Here is a 23,437-nt window from a genome sequence, read left to right on the forward strand (position 1 = left end):
TCAGCCAGTGAACGGCTTTGCCAACAAGCCCGCCGCCCTCCGTACCGGAGGGGTTGGGATGAGAGGATTGTTGGCTTGAAAAGCCGACCCTCGTCCGTCAGCCCATACCAACGCATTTGTATACGTCAAAGAAATTCGTTCTGCCCACCAGACGATGCCTGGAGGAAAACTTCGAACGGGTGAGGTTGGTGAAGACGAGATGCCCTGGGTATTCAGCAGGATACATGCTGCTGTAAATGCTGACAGCACTGAATGGGGCTTGCGTTCGTGGCACCAGCCACAATGAAGTTCGGCAAGTGGTCAAAGCCTCTTCCATGTGCCTCGGAACGGGAAGGTGGAGGAGTTCCCCATCGGCGGCAGCGGCAAGTTCAAAGTCGTCCGGATTTCCGTGGAATGCGAGAATTGGCGCGCCATACTCAGGGGAGTATGTGGCGTTCAAATTCTCCTGGCTCGTACCCGGGGCCATCTCAATGCGCTGGTCCGGATGTCGATTCAGAACTCCCTGCACGTCTCGCATCAGAGCGACGGATTGAGAATGCTGTTGACGATCCAGCGCCCAGACATCCCACACCGCACCGGCTTCGGTAATCACCACCAGGGTAATGAACGCGGCCCAACCAAGCACGAAAACGCTCATTCCGTAACTGCGCCTTTGCTGCCGGAATGTGGGCGCGCTCTCCCTCTGTTGTGCAAGCATTTCAACAACGTAGAAAGCCACCACAATTGTGAATGGCGCCAGGTGGTGTCTTCCCGCTCCCATTTTTGCAGCGAGAATGTCGGTCGCCAAGACGCCGACAACGAGTGCGAGCATGTGCCAACGCCGTTCGCCCCAATAACGGCGTGACGCAGCACGGTTCTTTGGCCAACCCAAGAGGATCGGCAGCAGCAATACGGCAGTCACAAACAGATTGCCAAGCAATTCTCTGCTGCTGCGCAGCTCGTGCGACATGTGGAAGAGCCAGTAAAAGTATTGTCGGAGTGAAATGGTAGGAACCAGAAACGGCACTAGGTTCACGACAGACGCAACCGCGACTGACGAGAGAAGAGCCCGCCGGCCATGGCGCTCAACAAACAATAAGCACGGGGCTAACAGGCAGAGAACGGCGGTAGCTTTTGCCCCGATGGCGAGTCCGAGAGCGATCCCGAACAATACTGACGACAGAACCTGCCGGCGAATCAATGCGGCCCTGATTGCAAGGGCGACCGCCAGAAAAATAAACACATCTCCTCGAATTTGAATGAGATAGCTTTGCTTCATTAAGAGCACTGAAACTACCAGGCCCGCTGCTAAATAGGCCTTCCGTGGTTCGACCATTTGACGGAAAAGATCGACCATCAAAGCGACAAGCAGAATGTTCGCGATCACCACAACCATCTTCAAGGCAAGCATGCCTGGAGGCATCAGCTTCAACGCAAAGCCATAGGGAAGGTAGGAGAGGGGTCCATACGCGACGATGTTCTGATACACCGATGTACCGTGCAGAGAGAAGTATGATATCGACGCCATTAACGGCTCTACCGGGTCGATAAATCCCGGGAAAAAGAGCCGGATCGCCAGCGCCCCAATGTAAAGCGCGAAGATCAGAATCGCCAGTCCACCGATAAGTGTCCGCGATGCACCAGACGGGTGGTGAGGTTCGCTCAAATCAGCCTTCCGACGTGCGACGAACTTCAACAAAATAAAGAACAAGATCAGGGCCATCCACGCCGGGACAACCATGTGAATCAATGTCGAAAAGAGTCCGTGAGAGGGGGAGAGAGTCACGAATAGTCCTCACAATGTAGTCAGATTGTCTTAGGGTCTTAATTTTGGGATGCAGGCTTGTCGCGGTCGATTGCCTCCGAAAGTGATCGACACAAAAAGAATGCGAATGACCGAGGTAATAATCGAGTATTTGTGTGGGAAAACGAAAAGTTGGAGTTGATTCCCATGGGGATACAGAAGGGCTACCGGGTTTCCGGTTTACATGTTTGCAATTTCGCAAATATGTATTGCTTTCCTGAAGGAGTCTGGTATCTTAATGGCAATCCTTCGTTCCTTCCTAAAAGATTCGCAAAAGTCAGTTTCCGGCCCCGCTCTGAATCGACCACGGAACGAAATCCATCCCAGTCAGGAAATTTGGTACAAGTGAATCGCTTCATCTATGTCTTGACGTTTTCGACTGTTCTAGTCGGCACGATCGGCTTCCGGGCCGAGGAGATCGCAAAGCACAACCAACGCACTGCGGATCTGAAGGCCGCTGCTCAGATTGCGCCTTTTGCCCAGGCGAACCCCGAGAATGGCGCCGGATACCTGAATTCCGTCACCGAGGCCGACCTGGTGTCTCTGCATATGTGCCAGGGAAGCCACAAACTGTTTGTGAGCAATCCTCCTTCGGCGACCGCGGATGGCCTGGTGGATGCTCAGGGCGCTGCGGAGTGTGTTGTTCAATTGCGGTCAGCACTGCGCGAAGTACCGGCGACTCATCCCGCTTACTCCGACATACGCGCTGAGCTTGCCTGGTGGAACGGCAAACTCCTGGAACTCGATCCAACCGATTACCACCGACTAAATTCCTAGGGAGCGACTCAGGCTAAAAGGAGATCTGGGCAGCCGGTGGTTGTTGTATGGGACTCCTGGATTCTTTTCTTCACCTTCGCTCAGGACAGGCTGTGCGGATTGCGCGCTCAGAATGACGGCTGGGGGAATCCATTCCTGAATCCTGAAACGGAAAGGCCAACCGCGGCCCGGGCGGCTTTTTTTTCTCTATTTCTATTTTAGCTGTTTTAGGGAAATAGACCGCCAAATCGGTGCGGGTTTTTGCTGTTTGGAATGTATGGGTTAGGAAATTTCTTAGCCTTGAGGGGCTTGACAAACACTACCCAGGCCGCGAATCACACCAACCCATGCTCCTGAATGCAACTGGCAGTCAACTGCCAAGGCTATCCAGCTGGGTTAATTTCCAGAACCGGCAGAAGCGGTTATGGGAACTGTCGTAGTGTGTATTTCCTGAGCGGACACGGAATGCTGAACGCTGACATTTTCTGCCGTGACGCGGTTGCTGACGAAGTGCCACACAAACCAGCCGAGCGCGGAGAGCAGGACCAGTAGAACCGCGACGCCTGCCCAGCGCAGACGGACATCCGGACGCGGAGTGTCGTCATCGCGGCCTTTGCTGACATTTTCCGCAAATTCGATCCAGCTTACGTCGTCATCCTTGAGTTGGCCGCTTTGCTGGTAGGCGGACATGAAGCGTCCAACCCACGTGTCTTCGTCGAGACCGACCACGCGAGCATAGCCGCGCACAATGCCCTTATTGAAAACACCACCGGGGAGGGCATCGAAATGTTCCTGTTCAAGAGCGAGCAGGTGACGGCCGCTGATCTTCGTCACGTTTGTAATCGTGCCAATCGCGATGCCGCGAGTTTCCCGCTCTTTCCGCAAATCTTCGCCGAACTGACCCATGCTCCTATCCTGCGCAGATACGCTTTGGGGTTAGCAAGCCTTGCAAAAAGATGTTGTACATCGAAACCGCCTGAATGCACAACCTCTAGGGCAAACCATAAGACGCTGATTACGACAAGTCAAAGGAAAAAGCAATTATCCTTTTCTATTCATGAATCTAAAGTAAACGCGCCCGGTCCCGTCACCTTGACCATTCCCGGTGATCGTTGACCCGTCTCGTTCACCTCAGATGGTTATCGGCAGGGCTGGTCGCTTTGTTAGACTTAAATTTCGAAAGATTTTCGCCTCTTCCTCCGTCGGGAAGGCACGTCAGCTCTCCAAGCGATCTTTCCGGGATTTGAAATGAACAAGCTTGTCATCGGCAATCTCCTCCACCGTCCCCTGCGCACCATGATCGGCATCGTTGCCGTTGCGGTCGAGGTAGTCATGATTCTTTCCATCGTGGGCATCATGATCGGCCAGATCTCGAATGCGCGGAACCAGACGAGCGGCATTGGCGCGGACATGATCGTTCGTCCACCGAATGCGAGCTTTATCACCGGTGTTGGTGGGGCGCCGGTGCCGGCGAAGATAGCCGATGTTCTGGCTAAACTGCCGCATGTCGCCGTCGCTGCGCCTGTTATCACCGACTTCAATATGGGCGGCTCGGTTGAAACCATCTGGGGTATCGACTACGAGAGCTTCAATGCACTCAAGCCTTTCGTCTATCTATCCGGAACCACGTTTCAGGGACCTAACGATGTGATCGTCGATGACATCTTCGCCCGTGCGGACGGCGGTCACAAGGTAGGACAAACCATTCAGGTCAAGAACCATCCCTTCCGCATCTGCGGCATCGTCGAGCACGGCAAGGGCGGACGCAAGTTCCTGCCGATTCACACGTTGGGTGGGATGGTTGGGAATGCCGACAATGCGTCCCTGTTTTATCTGAAGAGTGACGACGTAAAGAATCAGGATGCGATCCGGCAGGAGATTCTGAGCACGCCCGGTCTTGGTCAATACCAGGTGCAGACATTGCAGGAGTGGATGTCGTTGATGACTCCCGAACATCTGCCCGGGTTCAGCGCGGCGTTGAACAGCGTGATCGGCATTGCGGTCATTGTCGGATTCATCGTCGTTTTTCAGGCCATGTACACGGCTGTCATGGAGCGCACGCGCGAAATCGGCATCCTGAAATCACTGGGTGCTTCGCAGGGCTACATCGCAAATGCGGTGCTGCGTGAGGCCGCCCTGGTCGCGATTGCCGGAATTATTCTCGGCATCGCCATGACCTACATCATCAAGATTGGTCTGGAGTATCGCTTCCCAACGCTGCCGTTTCCCCTTACGCTGCAGTGGAGAGTGCGAGGCGCATTGATTGCTTTTGGCGGATCGATCCTTGGGGCGCTCTATCCGGCGCTGAAGGCTGCGCGTAAAGACCCGATTGATGCTTTAGCGTACGAGTAAACGGAGCTGCAAATGACGAATCCGGAAGAAAACGAGACGAAAGGCGAGCTTCAGCAGCATTGGATCTACGTTCTTGGCGGAAGTGACTTGCAGAGCCGCGCCTCCGAATGGCAGCAGCGGAAAACCGCCGGCGGCAAGTTGTATGCCCTCATCGAAGCCCTGCCAGACGAGCGCCCGGATCGCAGATTGACGCAGGTGGGCAACGAAGACGTGCTGTACGTCTACGCGCGCATGTGGGATGGATTGGAGGCAGTCGGCGAGAGCAGAAAGACACCGCAGGAACTGGCCTTCCATCTGATATCAGAAGGCCTGGATACGCGCCACAAAGAGCTGAAGATCTTCGCATCGAGAAGCGGTAATACGCTTGCGGGCGAAGGGGGATCTGCCTCCTACGTGGAGCGCTTATACAACTGCATGAAACAGGATTACCCGGACATCACGGTCTACGGTTATCTGGGCGAGGTGAGCCCGCAGGGTTTCGACTCGCATAAGACCGCAGGCCTTGTATCGGGGGAAACGCCCGAGAGCTTGACCCGGGAATCCTGGGACAACAGAAAACTTCGCGCTAAGGATAACCGGGTCTGTTTTCCGCCTTTGCCGGATGGTGAGTAATGTCTTTCTTTGCTCGATATCTCGGGCGAGAGTCGAAAAGGCAGAATCTTTGCTCACGATAGCAGCCCTCGACCCTCACCTATCTTTGTAGATGAAGCCTAAAAGAGGGCATGCGGCGGTGCACTTTCCATGTGGAAAATTTCCCAGGTCTGCTTGCCAATTTCCGAGCCGATTTTTGTAGCCTTTACCCAGCAGCCCTGGAAATTGCTGTAGTTATAAACCGGGGGTGGTCCCACCGCAGTTCTTACGGCGAGGACGATGGCGCCGCTGCGTGCCAGTCCAAAATCCCATCTCAGAGCCTTTGTGGCGGCGGCTACAGCGGGTGCAGCGCTCCCTGGCGGCGCAGCTGTTACCGCCAGAGGCTGCCCCTTCGCCCAACCTGCAGGCTTCTCGTGCGCCTGAATTGACCGAACAACGACGTCCTCGAATTCGGCTTTCGGGACCCAGTTGAGAATAATGCATGAGTTCCGTGTCGTCGATGCACCGGAAAGCGGATCTTCCGTAGGCTTGCCGACATATTTGCGCGCCAGTTTGTAAGGCGTCGCAAAGGCCGCACATCCACAACCGCCTACGGTACAGGCTGGCCCGGGGAGTGCATGCTGGTTGAATCTGTGCCCGCAGGAGCACATGGTCGAAACGGCACGTTTGTCGACGTTCTTGGCGATTTTTGACTTCAGCAGCTCCAGTTCCGCATTGTGCCAATTTTCTGCGTCGGACCTTACACCGGGCTTCGCTGCCTCGGCCTGGGCTTGTGTCTTCGTTCTGTCTACGTCCTTGCTGAAGGTAAACAGATGTTTTTTCGAGAAGTTTTTCTCGAATTTTATGCAATACACTTCTCCGTCCCAATCCCTGACGATCCATTGTTGATCGGCGGTCGCAACCCGGGTCAGACGCTCCATATTTCTGGAGACATGGTGAAAGGATTGATACGCGAGCAGATCGGCAGCAGTGCCTGTAGTAAGACTTTTCGTTGCCAAGTGAACCTCCCATTCTTATGAGCGAAGTGAACCTAGGGTGAGGGTTTGAGCCTACTTGCAGATTTTGATTGTGTTGTGCAGCGGTGCAGTTTGACTGCGCCACTACGTTTCATTTTGAGATGGGCCGTTTGATGCTCAGGACTGAGAGGCGGCCACTGACGGCGGCTTCTCAGTCAATCCCGTGATTGCTTAAACCGGCTGAAGGAAATCCGCCGACACCGGGTTCTCATACAGCGAATAATCGCGTGTTACGACGGTGAGCCCCGATGGCGTGACGAAGTAATTGCGTCTGTCCTCATTCTGGTCGTAGCCGATGACCGTGCCTTCGGGCAAATGCACGTCGCGGTCGATGATGGCTTTCTTGATGCGGCAGTGACGGCCAATGTTGACGTGCGAGAAGACAATGGTCGAATCCAGCTCCGAATAGGAATTCACGCGGACATCCTGTGAGAGCACGCTGTTGCGCACTACCGCTCCGGAGATGATGCAGCCTGCGGAGACGATGGAGTTGATGGCCATGCCGGTGCGTCCCGGCTCGCCGAAGACAAACTTTGCCGGAGGATACTGGCGCACGCGCGTCCGCATAGGCCAGTTGCTGTCATACAGGTTGAAGGTGGGCGACACCGAGGCGATGTCCATGTTCGCGTCGTAATAGGCGTCCAGGGTGCCCACGTCGCGCCAGTAGTGCGCATCCTTGCTGTTCTCGTCAACGAAGTTGTAGGCGTACATCTTGTAATTGCCCAGCAGCGACGGCAGGATGTTGTGACCGAAGTCGTGCTTCGAGGCGGGGTCTTCAGCGTCTTTCATCAGCGCCGGCAGCAGCACGTCGGTATTGAAGAGGTAGATGCCCATCGAAGCATCTACCATCGTCGCATTGAACGGCGATCGCAGGTCAGTGGACTTTGGCTTCTCATGGAAGCCGACGACCTCGCCCGAGCGGGCCACTTCGACAACACCGAAGCGGGATACCTCTGTGGGATCGATGGGCAGAGTGGCCAGCGTAACGTCGGCACCGGAATCGTTGTGGTGCTGAAGCATTTTGCCGTAGTCCATTTTGTAGATGTGGTCGCCGGAGAGGATAAGGACATGTTTGGGCTGCTCGGAACCGATGGAGTAGATGTTCTGGTAGACGGCGTCCGCTGTGCCCATATACCAGTTGGCGCTGACGCGCTGCATGGGCGGAAGAATCTCGATGAACTCGCCTAACTCCTGGGCGACGACGCTGGTCCAGCCTTCGCGGATATGGCGGTTAAGCGAGAGAGCCTTGTACTGGGTGAGGATGTAGACGTGGCGCAGATCGGAATTGATGCAGTTGGAAAGCGTAATGTCGATGATGCGGTAGTTACCGCCAAAGGGAACTGCTGGTTTCGCGCGATCGCGGGTCAGCGGGAAAAGGCGCTCGCCTGCGCCGCCTGCTAAAAGAACTCCAAGTGTATCCTTCATGGGTAACTACGCCCCTTTTGCGCTGGTTGCCTGTCCTCGGCTTGGCGGATCTGGCTGTCAGGATACGGCAGCCGTCACCGCTCGCCGGAACTGGCGATACTAGCATATAGCTGCCTGCGGGGGAGTCAATACACAGGAACCGGCAAATTGGACGGCGAATTCAGTCGACTCGTTCGTCCCCTTGAACCGCGATGCGAAGTGAACGCAGGAAATGCACATCCTGGCTGGAAAACGATTTGCCCTCCGGGCCTTCCTCATGTTTGCCGTGCGATTGTTCCAGCATGGCCTCGGGCTGCTGCTCCAGCTCATTGAGGCCGATGGTTGCTTCAAGCATGAGCAGGACGTCGAAGCCCTGCTTGCGGATATCCTGCACGACGCCAGCAATATGTTCGGATTCGGAGACGGTCTCGTGGATCGCTTCTCCCAACTGCTGAACGAGTTTTCGCAGCTTTGCGTTCAAGGTGTCTTTCTCCGTTTCCTCCCTGCCACCGAACGGCCTGGAGTGCGCTGAAATTGTTCTTTACCTTACTTTCAGATGTGCGTGGAGAGCAATCGGAATCACCCGGCTGCTAAACTTTTCTCCATGGAGCCGAATACGCTCGGCCGCAAATTCGGAATCGGCGTTCGCATCGCGTCCAGGAAGCTTCTGGATCGGGCTGCGCAAGGCGCCCCGCCTGCCACCGGCTCAAACGTTCCCGGCCCAGCGCGGCAGGCAGTTCCTTCTACTCAAGTGTACGCCGCGCAGGGTAAGGCCGTCGCCAAAGGGACGCGCAAATTCGGCGAGGCGGTGTGGAAACCGTTCGCCCATGCGAGCGGTGTTCTCTGGCTCGAGGTAACCGGGCTGTTCTTCGGCATCTTCGCGCTGTTTTTTGGAATCAACACCTACAAGCTGCGCAACCAGTGGGCGATTGGCCCCGATCATCAGCGTTTTGTTGTGTATACGCTGGTTACGCTGATCTTTGCTTACTTCGCTTTCAGCTCGTTCTATCGGGCGCGAAAAAAAGAGAGATTAAAGCGGCAGTCCCGGTAATTCGGGAACGCTTCGCGAAAGAGCCGGGGAGAAGGTATTCTTCTTGGTCTACTCCATGTCTCAAGAAAAGAATCTGAAGACCGTCTACGCGCGCCCTGATCTAGAAGCAATCGGCTTTGACCCAATCGAAGATCTTGGCTTTCCCGGCGAGTTTCCTTTCACCCGCGGTATTCAGCCGACCATGTATCGCGGCCGCCTCTGGACCATGCGCCAGTATGCCGGTATGGGCGACGCCGAGGAGAGCAATCGCCGCTACAAATTCTTGCTGGAACACGGTACAGCCGGCTTGTCGGTCGCCTTCGATCTGCCCACACAGATCGGCTTCGACTCTGATGATCCTATGGCACTGGGTGAAGTCGGCAAGGTGGGCGTGGCCATCGATTCGATAGAAGACATGGAGCGGCTCTTCGACGGCATTCCACTCGACAAGATCTCGACCTCGATGACCATCAATGCAACGGCGAGTATTCTGCTGGCGCTCTATGTCGCTGTCGCCAAAAGAACAGGCGCCAATGTGAAGACGCTCACCGGCACCGTGCAGAACGACATTCTCAAGGAGTACATCGCGCGCGGCACGTATATTTATCCCATCCGCCACGCCATGCGCATCATCACGGACATGTTCGCGTGGGCCAATGACGAGGCGCCGGAGTGGAATACGATCTCGATCTCGGGCTACCACATGCGCGAGGCGGGATCGACCGCCGCGCAGGAAGTCGCCTTCACCCTGGCAAACGGCATGACCTACGTACAGGCCGCCATTGACGCCGGGCTTGACGTCGACCAATTCGCACCGCGCCTTTCCTTTTTCTTCAACGCACACAACAATTTTCTGGAAGAGGTGGCGAAGTTCCGTTGTGCCCGGCGCGTCTGGGCGCATCTCATGCGCGACCACTTTATGTCGAAGAATCCGCGCTCGTGGATGCTGCGCTTCCACACACAGACTGCCGGTTCGACGCTCACCGCGCAGCAGCCGGAGAACAATATTGTCCGCACCGCGATCCAGGCACTGTCGGCGGTTCTGGGCGGGACGCAGTCGCTGCACACGAACGGTTACGACGAAGCGTTGGCACTGCCGACCGAGGAGGCAGCGCGCATCGCGCTGCGCACGCAACAGATTATCGCCATGGAATCGGGAGTGGCCCAGACCATCGATCCCTTCGCCGGGTCGTATTACATCGAATCGCTGACGCACGAGATCGAGCTGCAGGTGAAGGCATATCTCGATCGCATCGATTCGCTGGGCGGGATGCTCCGCGCCATCGAGCGCGGCTGGGTGCAGCAGGAGATTCAGAACGCCGCCTATGAATATCAGCGCGCCGTTGATTCCGGGGATGCAACAGTCGTCGGCGTCAACCGTTTCACCCGCGACGATGAGCCGGGCATTCCCATCCAGCGCATCGATGAAGCCTTGGAGCGCAAGCAGGTTGAGCGCTTGCAGGCTCTTCGTGTGCGGCGCGACAAGGGTCGGTGGCAGACGGCGGTCGATTGCGTGAAAGAGCGTGCGCGCTCGGGCGAGAATCTGATGCCTGCGATTCTGGAAGCTGTCGAGAGCTACGCCACAGTGGGAGAGATTGCAGCGGCGATGCGTGAGGTGTTCGGGGAGTATCAGGAGAGCGTCGTGATTTGAGCGGAAAATCCGTTCTGCGATTCCGTACAGACCTTCACGAGCGACCTGCCAGATTGCTTACAATCAACCCAATGCACGAGATCGAAGCGCTCCGACAACGGATTCACCTGTTCGAGTCGCAACTCAGATTCAGGGGCAGGGCATATCCTGATGGACTGACAGGATTTCCAGGTACTTTATCGGGGCAAGGCTTCTTTCCTGGTGGCGATGGTCTCTGGAGGGACAGACCGACAGCATTCGCAGGCAGATTTCCCCTCGGAGGGGTCATGGTTCTGGGCAATGACTTTGGATGTCTAGATAATCCTGATCCACGTTCACCCGGGTTCCTGCAGTGCCTAGCGAAGGGTTTTGAAGATCCGCCAACATGGAAAATCAAGGAGACTTTGCGAAAAGCTGGGCTGCCCGGCAACCGGTGCTTCTTTACGAATGCCTTTCTCGGCTTGAGGACGGCAACAAAGACGACCGGGGTTTCTCCGGGTGCAAAAGAGCTGGAATTCCGGGCGATGTGCCGGGAGTTCCTTGCTTATCAACTCGAAGTGCAGAAGCCTACACTGATTGTGTGCCTTGGTCATGAGCCGAGAAAGTTTATCGCGCCAACTTTGCTCAACGAAGGGCATGTATGGACGAGGGACATTTCCTTCACGAATCTCGACCGGATGTGCGATCCGATAGTGAGAGGAGCATTCTCCATCGGGCAGGAGAACATGTCACCGCTAATGGTCACTGTCGCTCATCCATCCTTCGCTTGGTCGACTCACGCACAATCTCCTAGATCATTTGAAGGCAAGAGCGGCCAGACGGCAGAGTTCGCTCTGCTCACTGCGGCTTGGAAACTCGCCAATTAGCCCCATGGCTGCCTCGGTGGCCGCAAATCAGATGGACTAGGTTACAAAGAGATATCTGGACAGTCTGACAGCACCCCACAACTAGAAAAAGGGATATACTCAAAAAGAAGGGATATCCCCGTGCCTCTATACATCAAAAATCCGAATGTCGAGAAGTCTGCGCGGAGGCTTGCGCGCCTGACTGGAGAGACCCTGACCGAGGCCACGGAGCGGGCCATCGAAGAGAGGCTTGCGCGGCTTCGTCCGGCGCAGAGTCCTGCGCATGGAGCGACGCAGCTTGAAAAGGATCTGCTGCGCATTGCCCATCAGTGTGCGGCGTTGCCTGACGTGGACACGCGTATGGCCGATGAGATCCTGGGATATGACGCCGAAGGGCTGCCCGGCTGATGGTTCTGGACACCTCAGCCATTCTTGCTGTCCTTCTTGAAGAACCTGAGGCTGCTCAACTTGTGCACTTCATCGGTGAAGACCGCATACGGCTTTGTTCGGCGGTAAGTTTCGTCGAGGCGTCGATTGTTCTTCGCAACCGCAAGGGCGAACGTGGTCGGCAGAAACTAGACCAGTTTTTGCGACGCGCCCGCGTGCAAATCACAGCTGTTGATGTGAAACAGGCGGAAGTCGCACGAGAAGCCTATGAGAAATTCGGCAAGGGAAAACATCCCGCGGGGCTGAATCTTGGTGACTGTTTTTCCTATGCGTTAGCGAAGACAACTAACGAGCCTCTGCTGTTCAAGGGCGAGGATTTTGTGAAAACAGATGTCGTGTCTGTACCTTAGGCGGCAGCGACAGTACGCGAACACGGATCAGCGGATTTGAGTTCAGAATCGGTCCTCACCTCGTGTACCATTCCCATCGAAGCGATTGTCAAAATGCGCGTTAGCTGCTGAACAGGAGTCCACAGATGCAGAGCCGTATTACCGGAACCACCATGCCCGTTCTCGAACTGCTGCTTGAGCCGAACGAGGCCGTTATTTCAGAAGCCGGAGAGCTTTCCTGGATGGGCAATTCGATCCAGATGACGACCCATACACAGATGATGGGCGGTGGCGGTTTCTTCGGCGCGATACGCCGCGTCGCCGGGGGCGGCAGCCTCTTCATGACGGAGTATCGCGCGGTGGGCGCAACCGGTGAAGTGGCCTTTGCGACGAGGGTGCCGGGGCATATTGTTCCCGTTGAAGTGAACGGCGGCCACCAGTACATGATTCATCGCCACGGCTTCCTCTGTGCTACTGCGCAGATTGAGCTGGGTGTTGGCTTCCAGCAGTCGCTCGGCGCGGGGATTTTCGGGGGAGATGGCTTCCTGCTGCAGAAAGTCAGCGGACAGGGCGTTGCGTGGCTTGAACTCTCTGGTGAATTGATTGTCAGAGATCTTGCCCCCGGCGAAATGCTGCGCGTGCATCCCGGCCATGTGGGAGCATTCCAGGGCACGGTTTCCTTCCAGATCACTCGCGTCCCCGGCATCAAGAATATGATCTTCGGCGGCGACGGCATCTTCCTCGCGCTGCTCACAGGGCCCGGGCGCGTGTGGCTGCAGACCTTGCCCATCTCGAAGCTCGCGCATCAGCTGATGCAGTACATGCCGAAGGAGCAGGCGCGGCAGACGACCGAGGCCGGGGTGGTTGGCGGGATTGTAGGATCGATTCTCGACGGAATAAAGTGACGGCATTGAAGAGCACAAGGTCTGAGGTCGTAGCGAATCAGTAGGGCGTGACTCTGGTTACTTCGGATGTCGGGCCTTGCAGCCGCAGGACGTGCGAATCACCAACTCGACGGGGAGAACGACGTAGTTGCCTTCTTCCGGGAACTCGTCGCGCCTTGATCCGGTCGAAGAGCAGGTTGGCAGCGACGCGACCCAGTTCCGATGCGGGCTACCGAACCACAGTCAAAGGGCGGCGCAGAATCTCAGAATTGTCGGGGCAATCTCGGGGGCAGGGCATCTCGACCAGCGCATCCGCAGAAAAGCGGCGTCAACTGCTGAGCGATTGGAAAAAGGGAAGCATCGCCGCGCCTAGCAGGCCCGAATCGGGTCCAAGCTCAGCGGGAAGAACATTCGTCTTACCGGCTTCAAGCACGGCGGGATCGGCGGGCTTCGTGAGCCGGTAAATATAGCTGCCGCGTTCAAGCTCGGCAAACATCGACGGAGCAAAGAGCGACCATGCAGCCACTACTCCTCCGCCGATGACATACAGAGGAAGATTCAGCGTGCTCACAAGGTTGGCCAGTCCAATGCCAAGCGCTTCTCCGACGCCGTGATAAATGTTCAGCGATTCAGCCTCTCCCGCGCTCGCAGCTTCGGCGATACTACGAGCGGTCATCATACCCAGACCGTTCTCTGATTTTGCCTGAACGATGTTCTTTCCAGCGCGCGCGATTGCCGTAGCCGATGCGTATTGTTCCAGGCAGCCGCGCGAGCCGCAAGCGCAGAGCAGCCCGTCGTGATACACCGGCACGTGGCCTGCCTCGCCGCCCATTCCGGCAAAGCCATGCCAGACGCGGCCATTGAGAATAATGCCGCTGCCGACGCCGGTTCCCAGAGTGAGCATGCATAAAGAGTGGTAGCCGGACGTTTGGCCCGCGCCGGCGTGGCACTCCGCCAACGCCGCCGCGTTGGCGTCGCACTCGACGACAACCGGGACCTGAAGGCGATTTTCCAGTTCGGTCTTTAATTCCAGGTCTTCGAAGCCAGGAAGATTGGGCGGTTGCAGCAATCGTCCGGCAGGCAATTCCAACGGACCCGGACTGCCCAGTCCCACGCCGATCAGGTCTCCTGGACCACCGCACTCCGCCACAAGCTTTTTCACTGCCGCGCACATGTCGTTCAACACCGCGCCGGGGCCGTCCTGCACCCGCGTGGCGGTGGTGATGGCTCCGCGTCGTTCCCAGTTGGAAGTGAAGGCAGCAATCCGCAAGTTGGTGCCGCCGAGGTCAATTCCAATAGAAAACATGCTCATGCGGAAGGGCTTGCGCTTTCTTGATTCGACTCTCTTGATACCGTTATCACGAAACCCGGATAGACAAGGAGGCGTGTCTGTCTCCATAGACTACTCCCTGTTGCGATGCGTTTCCGGCTCCCATGTTTTCTTTTGGGATTACCCTCCAAGGTTCCCGCCTTGATTTCCCAGTAATCCACAGCACGCTGCACGTTATAGTTTGGGTGGCGACTCTCACGACCTTGCTCGGGCGTGGCGAAGACTGACGCATACAGAAATGGCACGGCGCTTGCCGAGGATGCACCGGCGGAGGAATTTCTTCGTCCCGCTTCTGCTCCTCCGCGCGCGCGACCGCAACGCCCGATCCCTCGACAGGAAGACGATTCGGACGGCGAAGAGGTCTTTTTGCGCTCGCGCAAGCGTGTGCCTGTCCGGAAGGGCATTCTGCCTGCGTTCTTTACGAAAACCACAGCCGGGCGCGTCATCCTTGGATTTCTGGCGCTGGTGGTGGTTGCAATTTTTGTTTTTGTGGGGCTGGCAGCAAAAGATTTTCTCGATCACGATCCTCGTTTTCGCATCGACTCGGCTTCGTCGATTCAGATCGATGGCAACAGCCAGTTGACGCGGGCAGACCTGTTGACGGTCTTCGGCGCCGATATCGGCCGCAACCTCTTCTTTGTTCCACTTCCCCAACGCCGCAAAGAATTGGAACAGGTACCCTGGGTAGCTCACGCAACCGTCATGCGCATTTTGCCGAACCAGTTGCGCGTGGCGATCGTTGAGCGCCAGCCGATCGCTTTTGCGCGCATCGGCAACAAGATCAAGCTGGTCGATCCGGACGGCGTCCTTCTCGATATGCAGCCGGCAGCTTTGGCGGCTAAGCACTATTCGTTCCCGGTCGTCACCGGCATCAATCCTGACGATCCGCTTTCCGTCCGCGCGCCACGCATGCGGATTTACCAGAAGTTCATGAATGAGATCGATTCGAGCGGGGAAAAGCTCTCGAGAAGCTTGAGCGAGATCGACATATCTGATCCCGAGGACGTCCAGGGGCTTGTTTCTTCCGGCAACTCCGAAATTCTGCTCCATTTTGGCGAAGACAACTTCCTCAATCGCTGGCACGAATACCAGTCGCATCTGGCCGAGTGGAAGCAGCAGTACCCGCATCTGGCTTCGGTTGACCTGCGGTATGACCGGCAGGTGGTCCTGAAGATGGCGGACAACGCACCCGGAACACAGGACGCCCCGGCTGCTCCAGCCACGCCGGCGGCAACGCCCAAACAGCCGGTCGCAAAGGCGCGGCCCATAGCCCACCCCCACAGGAAGCACGCATGAGCCAGACCGAACAGCTATTGACGGTGCTCGACGTGGGAAGCGCGAAGACGCGCGTACTGGTAGCGGAGCTGCACGATGGCGCGCTGCGCTATCGGGGTCATGGTATCGCCGAATCCACCGGCATGCGCAAAGGCCTGATCGCCGAGCTGAAACAGGCGGCAAGCTGCATCAACAAGGCGGCGATGGCGGCCGAGACCATGGCGCAGGGGACTATCGACCGCTGTGTTGTCGGCATCGGCGGCCCGCATATTCGTGGCCTGAACAGCCGGGGCGGAGTCAGCCTGGGATCGCGCTTGCGCGAGATTACCCGTGAAGATGTTCGCGCCGCAGTCGACCGTGCGCGTTCCGTCTCGCTGCCCTCCGATCGCGAGATCATCCACCTGCTGCCGCAGCAGTTCATTCTCGACGAGCAGCCGGGCATTCACGACCCTGTCGGCATGATCGGCAATCGCCTTGAAGTGAACCTGCATATCTCAACCGCCTCAGCCAGCGCGTTGCAAAGCGTCGTGACGTGCGCCAACCGTGCGGGTCTTGAGGTGACGGAATCGGTCTTCGATGCAATCGCGGCGGCGGAAGCGACGATCTCCGCCGACGAGCGTGAACTGGGCTCCTGTCTCATCGATATCGGCGCCGGGTCCACGGAAATAGTTGTCTTCTTTGAAGGTTCGGTTGCGCATACCTCTGTTGTCCCGATCGGCGGCGATCACTTCACGAATGATTTGGCCGTAGGCCTGCACATCTCCGCGGCTGAAGCGGAATGGATCAAGTGCACCTACGGTCACGCGGTGGTCACCAGTGTTTCGTCGTCGAACGAAGTGGAGTTGCAGGGAATGCCGGGCCATGAACCGCGCATGGTTCGGCAACGCTATATCAGTGAGATTCTTGAACCGCGCGCCCGCGAGCTCTTTCAGCTGCTGAGAGAAAACCTCCGCCAGGGAGGAGTGCTGGAAGCGCTGGGCGCGGGCTGCGTGCTCACCGGCGGCGGTTCGCACTTGCCAGGATTGCTCGATACCGCTGAGAGCCTGCTGCGGGTCCCGGCGCGCATTGGATCGCCGGTGCCGCTCTCTCGTATGCCGGAAGAATTGATCGCCCCCGAGAACGCCACGTTAGTAGGAATGCTTTTGTATGCCCACCGCACCAGCGTGACCCGTGCGGCGGAAGACCAGGGTCTGCGCGCCAAGCTGCGCGCCATCTTTGCAGGAAGCTTGTAGGAGTCTTAGCCATGAACCCGTCAGAAGAAATCCGCATTCAGTATCACGAACAGCTACCCACCGGCGCGAAGATCAAGGTCATCGGCGTGGGCGGCGGCGGCGGCAACGCCGTCAATCGTATGATCTCCGCGCGCGTCGAGGGCGTCGAGTTCATCACCGCCAACACCGACGCGCAGACGTTGCAACTCTCGCAGGCTCCGGTAAAGCTGCAACTCGGTATGAAGCTGACCAGCGGCCTCGGCGCAGGCGCCAATCCAGACGTGGGTCGCCGTGCCGCGCTCGAAGACTCGGAAAAAATCATCGAAGCGCTCGAAGGCGCGGACATGGTCTTCGTTACCGCCGGCATGGGCGGAGGCACCGGCACGGGTGCTGCTCCCGTGATCGCTTCGCTGGCGAGTGAAATGGGCGCGCTGACGGTCGCCGTCGTAACCCGACCCTTCGGCTTTGAAGGCAAGCGCCGCATGGCGCAGGCCGAGCGTGGCATGCAGGAACTGCTCGACAGCGTCGACACGATGATCGTCATCCCCAACGAAAAGCTCCTGGCTGTCGCGAAGGACGCGGGTTTTTTTGAATCCTTCCGCATTGCCGACGATGTGTTGCGCCAGGCCGTGCAGGGCATCTCGGACATCATCACCATCCCCGGTATCATCAACCGCGACTTCGCCGACGTGAAGACCACGATGGCTGGCATGGGGTACGCCGTAATGGGCACGGCAGCACGCGGAGGTGAGAACCGCGCCATTGAGGCCGCGCAGGCGGCGATGGCATCGCCGCTGCTTGAAGATGGCGCGATCGACGGAGCCAAGGGCATCCTGATCAACATCAGCGGATCAAGCACGCTGAAGCTGAGCGAAGTAAACGCCGCATCCACTCTTATCCAGAACGCCGCCCACGAAGATGCCAACATCATCTTCGGCGCTGTGCTCGACGAATCGATGGGCGACGACGTCAAGATCACCGTCATCGCCACCGGCTTCCGCGAGGAAATGCCCGAGCGCCGCGAGCGCATGCTGACTGCGGCTCTGCGCGAGTCGGTGTTGCCTCGGGTGCAGGTGCAAACCCATGTTGAGGCCACGGTTGCGACTCCCCGGTTCATGAGCGAGGAAGAGGACATGCCGCGCCGGTCGATCTCGATTCCGGTCAAGCCGGCGGCGTCGAAGCCGGCCCCGGAGCCCGTTTATGTCCCCGAGCCGGAAGTGATCCTCGAACCGGAACCGGTGGCTGTCGCGGTCGCTGAGCCCGCGCCTTTATCGGATGTTTTCGGCCTGATGCACGAGGAGGAGTCCGGTGAAAATCTGGATATCCCGGCCTTCATGCGTCGCGGCGGTTTGTAATAATAGAAATTGGATGGGGATAAAGCAAAATTTTGCTTAATCAGGAACCCATCCTAAAGTACAGTAATCAAAAGTAATGCCGGGGGGCATCATTCCGGCTGTATGCGGGTTGTAACTGTGGTGAAATAGGATCGATCGTTAGTCCGGAATGGAAACGGGACGGACCATTGCGGAACTATTGGTCGGGCGACAAGTATTTTTTGTTAGAAGTTCAGGCTGTTTCTATGCGCAAGATGCATGGAGGCCGATAAGAAGAGAACGGCCTTCAAAGAGTAGCTGGGCTCAGGATGAATGGATTCATGAAACGCATAGCACACCTCGTTTTCCTTGCAGGACTGGTTGCGGTACCCGCCGCGCTCGCGGCGGACACAACTACTACGACGACGCACCACACCACCCGCCATACCACCCGCACGCATGTGCAGGAATCGGCCAGCGCCCAGCAGCATATTTCGCATCTGCAGCACAGCCGCCGCCCTGCCCGCGTCACAAATGTTTCTCTCACCACGACCACCAGTCACGGCCGAGTTCGCCGCGCCAGCCTGACGACAGTTCATCGTCACCGCTCCTACGAGCGCTTCACTGGTAGTTCGTTTACAGATATTGATCTCACGAACGGCGACTCGATCGGTGGAGAAGATCCAGTTGTGCGGCAGGCCGCCATCGATGCGCTGGGCAACATGAACGGCACAGTCGTCGCCATCGATCCCAGCAACGGGCGCGTACTGGCGATGGTCAACCAGAAGCTTGCCCTGTCGAGCGGCGCTGAGCCTTGCTCGACGATCAAGCTTTCCGTCGCCCTGGCCGCGCTCGATGAAGGCATTGTTACGAAGGACACGCCGGTCAACCTCGGCGGTTCGTATCACATGAACCTCACCGAAGCTCTGGCGCACTCGAATAACCTCTACTTCGAGACGCTGGGCCGCCGCCTTGGTTTCGAGCGCGTTCGCCACTATGCCAATCAGTTTGGATTGGGCGAGCTGGCCGGTTACAACATCCCCAACGAGCAGCTGGGCGTCTATCCCGATCAGGAGCTGCCGGAGAGCCAGGGCGGCGTGGGCCGCATGTGCTCCTTCGGCGAAAGCGTTTCGATGACTCCTCTGCAACTCGGCGCGCTCGTCGCCTCCATCGCCAACGGTGGAACGCTCTACTACCTGCAGCACCCGACGACACCGGAAGAGGTGGTGAACTTCCAGCCGCGCATCAAGCGCACGCTTGATATTGCCAAGCTCATCCCAGAAATTCAGGACGGCATGCAGGCCGCGGTGCAATATGGAACGGCGCGCTCGCTACGTGCCAACTTCAACCAGTTCCCGGTGATGGGCAAGACCGGAACCTGCTCGAACAATGGCACTCGCTTCGGCTGGTTCGCTTCCTACGCTGACACGCAGTACGGTCGCATCGTTACCGTCTTCTTCCTCGAAGGTGGACGCCCGACCTTCGGTCCCAAAGCCGCGGAGCTGACCGGCCTCTTTTACCGCAACCTCTGGGACAAGAGCTACTTCGTCGCGAAGCAGCCAACGGATACAACCAAGACAGCTATCGGCGTCACCGAATAGCGCATCTTAAATTTCTGAAACGACCGGCCTCCATCGCGGAGGCCGTTTTTGTTCAGGTACGATTTCTACATCATGAAAATTCTTACCGCAGAGGAGATGCAGACATGCGACCGCATCACTGTAGACCGCTACGGAATCGCTTCGCTTGACCTCATGGACAACGCCGGTCACGCCGTCGCCCGCTTCGCGCTGCAGGAATTTCCGCGCGCGGCGAACATTACTGTTCTGTGCGGGAAAGGCAACAACGGCGGCGATGGTTTTGTCGCCGCGCGCGTGCTGGCCGGGGAGGGCCGCCGGGTCAAGGTGCTGCTGCTCGGCTATCCGGTTGACCTGAAAGGCGACGCCAAAGAGATGTTTGAGCGCATGGAAATCGCGCCTGCTCTTGCGCCGGACGAAGAGTCTCTCTCTTCAGCTCAGATCACGGATATCCTCAATCAATCCGACCTGTTTCTCGACGCAGTCGTCGGCACCGGCTTCAGGCCTCCGCTGAAGGGCGTGGCGATGGCTTTACGCAACCGGATCAACAGCCTCGACGCGCCGGTCGTCGCCGTCGATATTCCTTCCGGCTGGGATTCGGATTCCCGCGAGTATCGCACCGAGGGCGCCTATCGCGCCGATGCGGTCGTGACCTTCACCGCTCCGAAGCCAGCGCACGTCAGCGGCAACTTGACCGACAGCGCCTATCAGCCCATTGTTGTCGCCCCCATCGGCTCGCCCGACGCAGCCATCGAATCCGAGTTAAACCTCACCTGGGCGGGAGCTTCGAAGAGGATCACCGAGACTCCACGTCCCGCGGAGAGCAACAAAGGCAAATTCGGTCACGTACTCGTGGTTGGCGGCTCATACGGAAAGTCCGGAGCGCCTGCAATGGCTTCGCTCGCAGCCCTGCGCACCGGGGCCGGCCTGGTGACCGCCGCCGTAGCGCAACCAATCCTCGATTCGGTTGTGCGCATCACGCCCGAGTTGATGACCATTCCCCTGCGTGCCGGCAGCAAAGGAGAAATCAGCAGCAGCAATCTCGATGACGAAACGCTCAAAGAGCTTCTCGACAAGAAAACGGTGCTCGCGATTGGTCCGGGGCTGGGCCAGTCGGCGGAGACCGAAGCATTTCTTCTCGGCCTGCTGGAAAAGACCGATCTTCCCGCGGTCCTCGATGCCGACGCCCTGAACATCCTCGCCAAGCATCCCGGCAAGATCAATGGCCGCAACCGGTTACGCGTCTTAACGCCGCATCCCGGAGAGATGGCTCGGCTCGCCGGAATCAGCACCGGCGAAGTTCAAGCCAACCGCGAAGCGCTGGCTCGTGAATTTTCGATGAAAAATCATGTCACGCTGGTGCTCAAAGGATGGCGCACTCTGATCGCCCATCCGGACGGTTCGATTGCCATCAACACCACCGGCAATCCCGGCATGGCCAAAGGTGGCAGCGGAGACATCCTCACCGGCATCATAGCGGCTATGTTGGCGCAATATCCGCATCTAGCCGGAGAAGCGGTGAACGCCGCCGTCTATCTCCACGGGCTGGCTGCCGACTTTGCCGTGTGGGAACACGACGAGCACACCCTGCTTGCCACTGACACCGTTGCGCACCTTTCAACAGCTTTTCGCTTCCGCTCCGACGACAAAGGCGGGTATGTTTGGATACAGGGGATGCCGCGATGACAGAGGCCACAGGCACGAAGGTCCACGAGTTCGAGACGAACAGCGCCGCCGATACGATCCGTGCCGGACGTGAGATCGCGAAACTGCTCACGCCACCAAAGTTCCTTATCTTGAAAGGCGATCTGGGCGCAGGCAAGACCACGCTGGTGAAGGGCATTGCCGAAGCCCTCGACGCCGCCGAACCGGATGAAGTGACGAGCCCCACCTTTACGCTGATGCACGAATACGAAGGCACCCTCCATGATCACGGAAAAAACGAGCCGGTCATGCTCTACCATCTCGATCTCTACCGCATCGAGCAGGAGCGCCAGCTCGACTCGCTCGGCCTCGATGAGATCGCCACGCCCGACAGCATCGTATTGGTGGAATGGGGCGACAAGTTTCCGAGCGTGGCCAAGCGCAGTAACGGCGAAATCGTGATGAAGACCACCGGCGGCGACTCGCGCAAGATCACGCTGACGCTCAAAGACTAACTCTCTCTACATTGTCATCCTGAGCACAGCACGGAGTGCGGAGTCGAAAGACCTGCTTTGTCTATATAACGTTAGTAGGCGCGAAGCGCCCTCCATAAGTCCACCGTAAAGGCGGATACTCTCAAGCGTGTCGCACGCCATCGAATCGCCGCCCGTCACAACGCATCACGACCTCAGGCAGACGCTCGGCACCTGGCAGCTTTGGGGCATCGCAGTTGGACTTGTTATCTCAGGCGAATACTTCGGCTGGAGTTATGGCTGGGCCAACGCAGGCACGCTCGGTTTTCTTGTCACTTCGCTCCTGATCGCGGCCATGTACGCGACCTTTATCTTCAGCTTTACCGAGCTGACCTGCTCCATTCCGCACGCTGGCGGTCCGTTTGCGTATGCATGGGCAGCCTTCGGCCCAGTTGGAGGCTACCTTGCAGGCGCAGCCACATTGGTTGAGTTCGTCTTCGCGCCACCTGCCATCGCGCTCGCCATCGGAGCCTATCTCAACGTGCAGTTTCCGTCGCTGGCCCCAAAACATGCCGCGCTCGGGGCCTATCTCGTCTTCATGACGCTGAATATCATTGGCGTGCAGATTGCCGCCACATTCGAACTGTTCGTAACTCTGCTCGCCATCTTTGAGCTACTGGTGTTCATGGCGGTCGTCACGCCCGGATTTCATTTCGCCAATTTTCTTCAGGGTGGATGGGCGGGCCAGAATCAATTCACCGTGCACGCAGTCCCGGGTATCTTTGCCGCTATTCCATTTGCAATCTGGTTCTTTCTTGCCATCGAAGGCGTGGCCATGGCCGCCGAAGAAGCGAAAGATCCGAAGCGTTCGATTCCCATCGCGTACATCGCAGGTATCCTCACGCTGGTAGCGCTGGCGCTGGGGGTGATGCTTTTCGCCGGAGCAGCGGGTGATTGGACGAAGCTCGCAAACATCAACGACCCTCTGCCGCAGGCGATGAAGATCGTCGTGGGAGCGCGCAGTGGATGGCTACACATGCTCGTCTGGCTGGGACTCTTCGGCCTCGTCGCATCGTTTCACGGAATCATCCTCGGCTATTCGCGACAAATCTTCGCGCGCCCGCGCTGGCTATCTTCCGCGCTTTCTCGCCGGCGTGCATCCGCGATTCAAAACACCGTGGCTTGCGATTCTCGCTGGAGGCGTCGTCGGCATTGCTGCCATTTACAGCGACCAACTCATCACCTTTGGCGGACAAACGCTGACTGCGAACATTGTTACCATGTCTGTCTTCGGCGCGATCTTGATGTATATCCTCAGCATGCTCGCGCTCTTCCGCCTGCGAACCACACAGCCTGACCTGCACCGCAGCTATAAGGCGCCGCTCTATCCCATCTTTCCAGCCTTTGCGCTCATTTGCTCCGTGCTCTGCATGGGAACCATGCTTTACTACAATCGCCTGGTCGCGCTTGTCTTTCTCGCATTGTTGGGATCAGGATTTATCTACTTCCTGCTCACGCGTCATCAGCGTGAGCGGGCCGCCGACTAA

23 protein-coding genes are annotated in these 23,437 nt (G+C 57.7%); 17 read left to right on the plus strand and 6 right to left on the minus strand.

Going from position 1 to position 23,437, the window contains the following annotated elements; all coding sequences use genetic code 11:
* Positions 1–97: 97 nt before the first annotated feature.
* A complete protein-coding gene (locus H7849_RS25330) occupies positions 98–1,765 on the minus strand; it encodes a glycosyltransferase family protein (protein WP_186743222.1) in 1,668 nt (555 codons plus the stop codon).
* A gap of 363 nt (positions 1,766–2,128) precedes the next feature.
* On the opposite strand from H7849_RS25330, the gene H7849_RS25335 reads away from it, so the two are divergent.
* Positions 2,129–2,560: a Rossmann-fold NAD(P)-binding domain-containing protein gene (locus H7849_RS25335; RefSeq protein ID WP_186743223.1), complete on the plus strand. Its 432-nt coding sequence runs from the start codon at positions 2,129–2,131 to the stop codon at positions 2,558–2,560.
* A 375-nt stretch (positions 2,561–2,935) separates the two neighbouring features.
* Here the strand turns inward: H7849_RS25335 and H7849_RS25340 are convergent, their stop codons facing one another.
* Positions 2,936–3,445, minus strand: coding sequence for a helix-turn-helix domain-containing protein (locus H7849_RS25340; protein WP_186743224.1), 510 nt, complete (start codon positions 3,443–3,445; stop codon positions 2,936–2,938).
* Between the two features lie 342 nt (positions 3,446–3,787).
* Here H7849_RS25340 and H7849_RS25345 point away from each other — a divergent pair, with 342 nt between their 5' ends.
* Complete coding sequence (locus H7849_RS25345; protein ID WP_186743225.1) at positions 3,788–4,891, plus strand: ABC transporter permease; 1,104 nt, start codon at positions 3,788–3,790, stop codon at positions 4,889–4,891.
* Between the two features lie 12 nt (positions 4,892–4,903).
* Entirely contained in the window at positions 4,904–5,503 is a 600-nt protein-coding gene (locus tag H7849_RS25350) for a hypothetical protein (RefSeq protein ID WP_186743226.1), read from the plus strand.
* 98 nt (positions 5,504–5,601) lie between these two features.
* Here H7849_RS25350 and H7849_RS25355 read toward each other — a convergent pair whose 3' ends face one another.
* The 3 genes from H7849_RS25355 to H7849_RS25365 all read right to left on the minus strand — a co-directional run bounded on the left by H7849_RS25355 (position 5,602) and on the right by H7849_RS25365 (position 8,383).
* On the minus strand, positions 5,602–6,480 hold the full coding sequence (locus tag H7849_RS25355) for a hypothetical protein (RefSeq protein WP_186743227.1): 879 nt from the start codon (positions 6,478–6,480) through the stop codon (positions 5,602–5,604).
* Positions 6,481–6,669: 189 nt separating this feature from the next.
* Positions 6,670–7,923, minus strand: coding sequence for a glucose-1-phosphate adenylyltransferase (gene glgC / locus H7849_RS25360; RefSeq protein WP_186743228.1), 1,254 nt, complete (start codon positions 7,921–7,923; stop codon positions 6,670–6,672).
* A 160-nt stretch (positions 7,924–8,083) separates the two neighbouring features.
* On the minus strand, positions 8,084–8,383 hold the full coding sequence (locus H7849_RS25365) for a hypothetical protein (RefSeq protein ID WP_186743229.1): 300 nt from the start codon (positions 8,381–8,383) through the stop codon (positions 8,084–8,086).
* An 81-nt stretch (positions 8,384–8,464) separates the two neighbouring features.
* On the opposite strand from H7849_RS25365, the gene H7849_RS25370 reads away from it, so the two are divergent.
* The 6 genes from H7849_RS25370 to H7849_RS25395 all read left to right on the plus strand — a co-directional run bounded on the left by H7849_RS25370 (position 8,465) and on the right by H7849_RS25395 (position 13,088).
* Positions 8,465–8,953 (plus strand): hypothetical protein, encoded by a 489-nt coding sequence (locus H7849_RS25370; RefSeq protein WP_186743230.1) that lies wholly within the window; start codon positions 8,465–8,467, stop codon positions 8,951–8,953.
* Positions 8,954–9,008: 55 nt separating this feature from the next.
* Complete coding sequence (locus tag H7849_RS25375; protein WP_186743231.1) at positions 9,009–10,583, plus strand: acyl-CoA mutase large subunit family protein; 1,575 nt, start codon at positions 9,009–9,011, stop codon at positions 10,581–10,583.
* Positions 10,584–10,849: 266 nt separating this feature from the next.
* A complete protein-coding gene (locus H7849_RS25380; RefSeq protein WP_349627442.1) occupies positions 10,850–11,428 on the plus strand; it encodes a uracil-DNA glycosylase family protein in 579 nt (192 codons plus the stop codon).
* Positions 11,429–11,548: 120 nt separating this feature from the next.
* Positions 11,549–11,815, plus strand: a complete 267-nt coding sequence (locus H7849_RS25385; protein ID WP_186743233.1) for a type II toxin-antitoxin system VapB family antitoxin — start codon at positions 11,549–11,551, stop codon at positions 11,813–11,815.
* Positions 11,815–12,204 carry a type II toxin-antitoxin system VapC family toxin gene (locus H7849_RS25390; RefSeq protein ID WP_186743234.1) on the plus strand — a complete coding sequence of 130 codons (390 nt, stop codon included), beginning with the start codon at positions 11,815–11,817 and terminating at the stop codon, positions 12,202–12,204. Before H7849_RS25385 ends, H7849_RS25390 begins: the two co-directional genes overlap by 1 nt.
* 125 nt (positions 12,205–12,329) lie before the next feature.
* Positions 12,330–13,088: a TIGR00266 family protein gene (locus H7849_RS25395; RefSeq protein WP_186743235.1), complete on the plus strand. Its 759-nt coding sequence runs from the start codon at positions 12,330–12,332 to the stop codon at positions 13,086–13,088.
* Positions 13,089–13,395: 307 nt separating this feature from the next.
* Here H7849_RS25395 and H7849_RS25400 read toward each other — a convergent pair whose 3' ends face one another.
* Entirely contained in the window at positions 13,396–14,466 is a 1,071-nt protein-coding gene (locus H7849_RS25400) for an ROK family protein (RefSeq protein ID WP_251106484.1), read from the minus strand.
* Between the two features lie 144 nt (positions 14,467–14,610).
* Between H7849_RS25400 and H7849_RS25405 the strand changes: the two genes are divergently transcribed.
* The 8 genes from H7849_RS25405 to H7849_RS27700 all read left to right on the plus strand — a co-directional run bounded on the left by H7849_RS25405 (position 14,611) and on the right by H7849_RS27700 (position 23,437).
* A complete protein-coding gene (locus H7849_RS25405; RefSeq protein ID WP_186743236.1) occupies positions 14,611–15,693 on the plus strand; it encodes a cell division protein FtsQ/DivIB in 1,083 nt (360 codons plus the stop codon).
* Positions 15,690–16,904: a cell division protein FtsA gene (ftsA, locus tag H7849_RS25410; RefSeq protein ID WP_186743237.1), complete on the plus strand. Its 1,215-nt coding sequence runs from the start codon at positions 15,690–15,692 to the stop codon at positions 16,902–16,904. The genes H7849_RS25405 and ftsA overlap by 4 nt, the downstream gene beginning before the upstream one ends.
* An 11-nt stretch (positions 16,905–16,915) precedes the next feature.
* On the plus strand, positions 16,916–18,238 hold the full coding sequence (gene ftsZ, locus H7849_RS25415) for a cell division protein FtsZ (protein ID WP_186743238.1): 1,323 nt from the start codon (positions 16,916–16,918) through the stop codon (positions 18,236–18,238).
* Between the two features lie 299 nt (positions 18,239–18,537).
* On the plus strand, positions 18,538–19,797 hold the full coding sequence (locus H7849_RS25420; RefSeq protein WP_186743239.1) for a penicillin-binding transpeptidase domain-containing protein: 1,260 nt from the start codon (positions 18,538–18,540) through the stop codon (positions 19,795–19,797).
* Positions 19,798–19,869: 72 nt separating this feature from the next.
* Positions 19,870–21,459, plus strand: a complete 1,590-nt coding sequence (locus H7849_RS25425) for an NAD(P)H-hydrate dehydratase (protein ID WP_186743240.1) — start codon at positions 19,870–19,872, stop codon at positions 21,457–21,459.
* Positions 21,456–21,932, plus strand: coding sequence for a tRNA (adenosine(37)-N6)-threonylcarbamoyltransferase complex ATPase subunit type 1 TsaE (tsaE, locus tag H7849_RS25430; RefSeq protein ID WP_186743241.1), 477 nt, complete (start codon positions 21,456–21,458; stop codon positions 21,930–21,932). The genes H7849_RS25425 and tsaE overlap by 4 nt, the downstream gene beginning before the upstream one ends.
* 127 nt (positions 21,933–22,059) lie before the next feature.
* Positions 22,060–23,247: an ethanolamine permease gene (gene eat, locus H7849_RS25435; RefSeq protein WP_251106485.1), complete on the plus strand. Its 1,188-nt coding sequence runs from the start codon at positions 22,060–22,062 to the stop codon at positions 23,245–23,247.
* Positions 23,195–23,437: a hypothetical protein gene (locus H7849_RS27700; RefSeq protein WP_251106486.1), complete on the plus strand. Its 243-nt coding sequence runs from the start codon at positions 23,195–23,197 to the stop codon at positions 23,435–23,437. The genes eat and H7849_RS27700 overlap by 53 nt, the downstream gene beginning before the upstream one ends.

It is taken from the genome of Alloacidobacterium dinghuense, from assembly GCF_014274465.1.
Lineage (GTDB): Bacteria > Acidobacteriota > Terriglobia > Terriglobales > Acidobacteriaceae > Alloacidobacterium > Alloacidobacterium dinghuense.

Bases quoted from the DNA above. Each gene is read 5' to 3' on its own strand.
- H7849_RS25340 (WP_186743224.1), bottom strand. From the start codon at position 3,445: ATGGGTCAGTTCGGCGAAGATTTGCGGAAAGAGCGGGAAACTCGCGGC.
- H7849_RS25345 (WP_186743225.1), top strand. From the start codon at position 3,788: ATGAACAAGCTTGTCATCGGCAATCTCCTCCACCGTCCCCTGCGCACC.
- H7849_RS25350 (WP_186743226.1), top strand. From the start codon at position 4,904: ATGACGAATCCGGAAGAAAACGAGACGAAAGGCGAGCTTCAGCAGCAT.
- glgC (WP_186743228.1), bottom strand. From the start codon at position 7,923: ATGAAGGATACACTTGGAGTTCTTTTAGCAGGCGGCGCAGGCGAGCGC.
- H7849_RS25375 (WP_186743231.1), top strand. From the start codon at position 9,009: ATGTCTCAAGAAAAGAATCTGAAGACCGTCTACGCGCGCCCTGATCTA.
- H7849_RS25380 (WP_349627442.1), top strand. From the start codon at position 10,850: ATGGTTCTGGGCAATGACTTTGGATGTCTAGATAATCCTGATCCACGT.
- H7849_RS25390 (WP_186743234.1), top strand. From the start codon at position 11,815: ATGGTTCTGGACACCTCAGCCATTCTTGCTGTCCTTCTTGAAGAACCT.
- H7849_RS25395 (WP_186743235.1), top strand. From the start codon at position 12,330: ATGCAGAGCCGTATTACCGGAACCACCATGCCCGTTCTCGAACTGCTG.
- H7849_RS25400 (WP_251106484.1), bottom strand. From the start codon at position 14,466: ATGGAGACAGACACGCCTCCTTGTCTATCCGGGTTTCGTGATAACGGT.
- ftsA (WP_186743237.1), top strand. From the start codon at position 15,690: ATGAGCCAGACCGAACAGCTATTGACGGTGCTCGACGTGGGAAGCGCG.
- ftsZ (WP_186743238.1), top strand. From the start codon at position 16,916: ATGAACCCGTCAGAAGAAATCCGCATTCAGTATCACGAACAGCTACCC.
- H7849_RS25420 (WP_186743239.1), top strand. From the start codon at position 18,538: ATGAAACGCATAGCACACCTCGTTTTCCTTGCAGGACTGGTTGCGGTA.
- H7849_RS25425 (WP_186743240.1), top strand. From the start codon at position 19,870: ATGAAAATTCTTACCGCAGAGGAGATGCAGACATGCGACCGCATCACT.
- tsaE (WP_186743241.1), top strand. From the start codon at position 21,456: ATGACAGAGGCCACAGGCACGAAGGTCCACGAGTTCGAGACGAACAGC.
- H7849_RS27700 (WP_251106486.1), top strand. From the start codon at position 23,195: ATGTATATCCTCAGCATGCTCGCGCTCTTCCGCCTGCGAACCACACAG.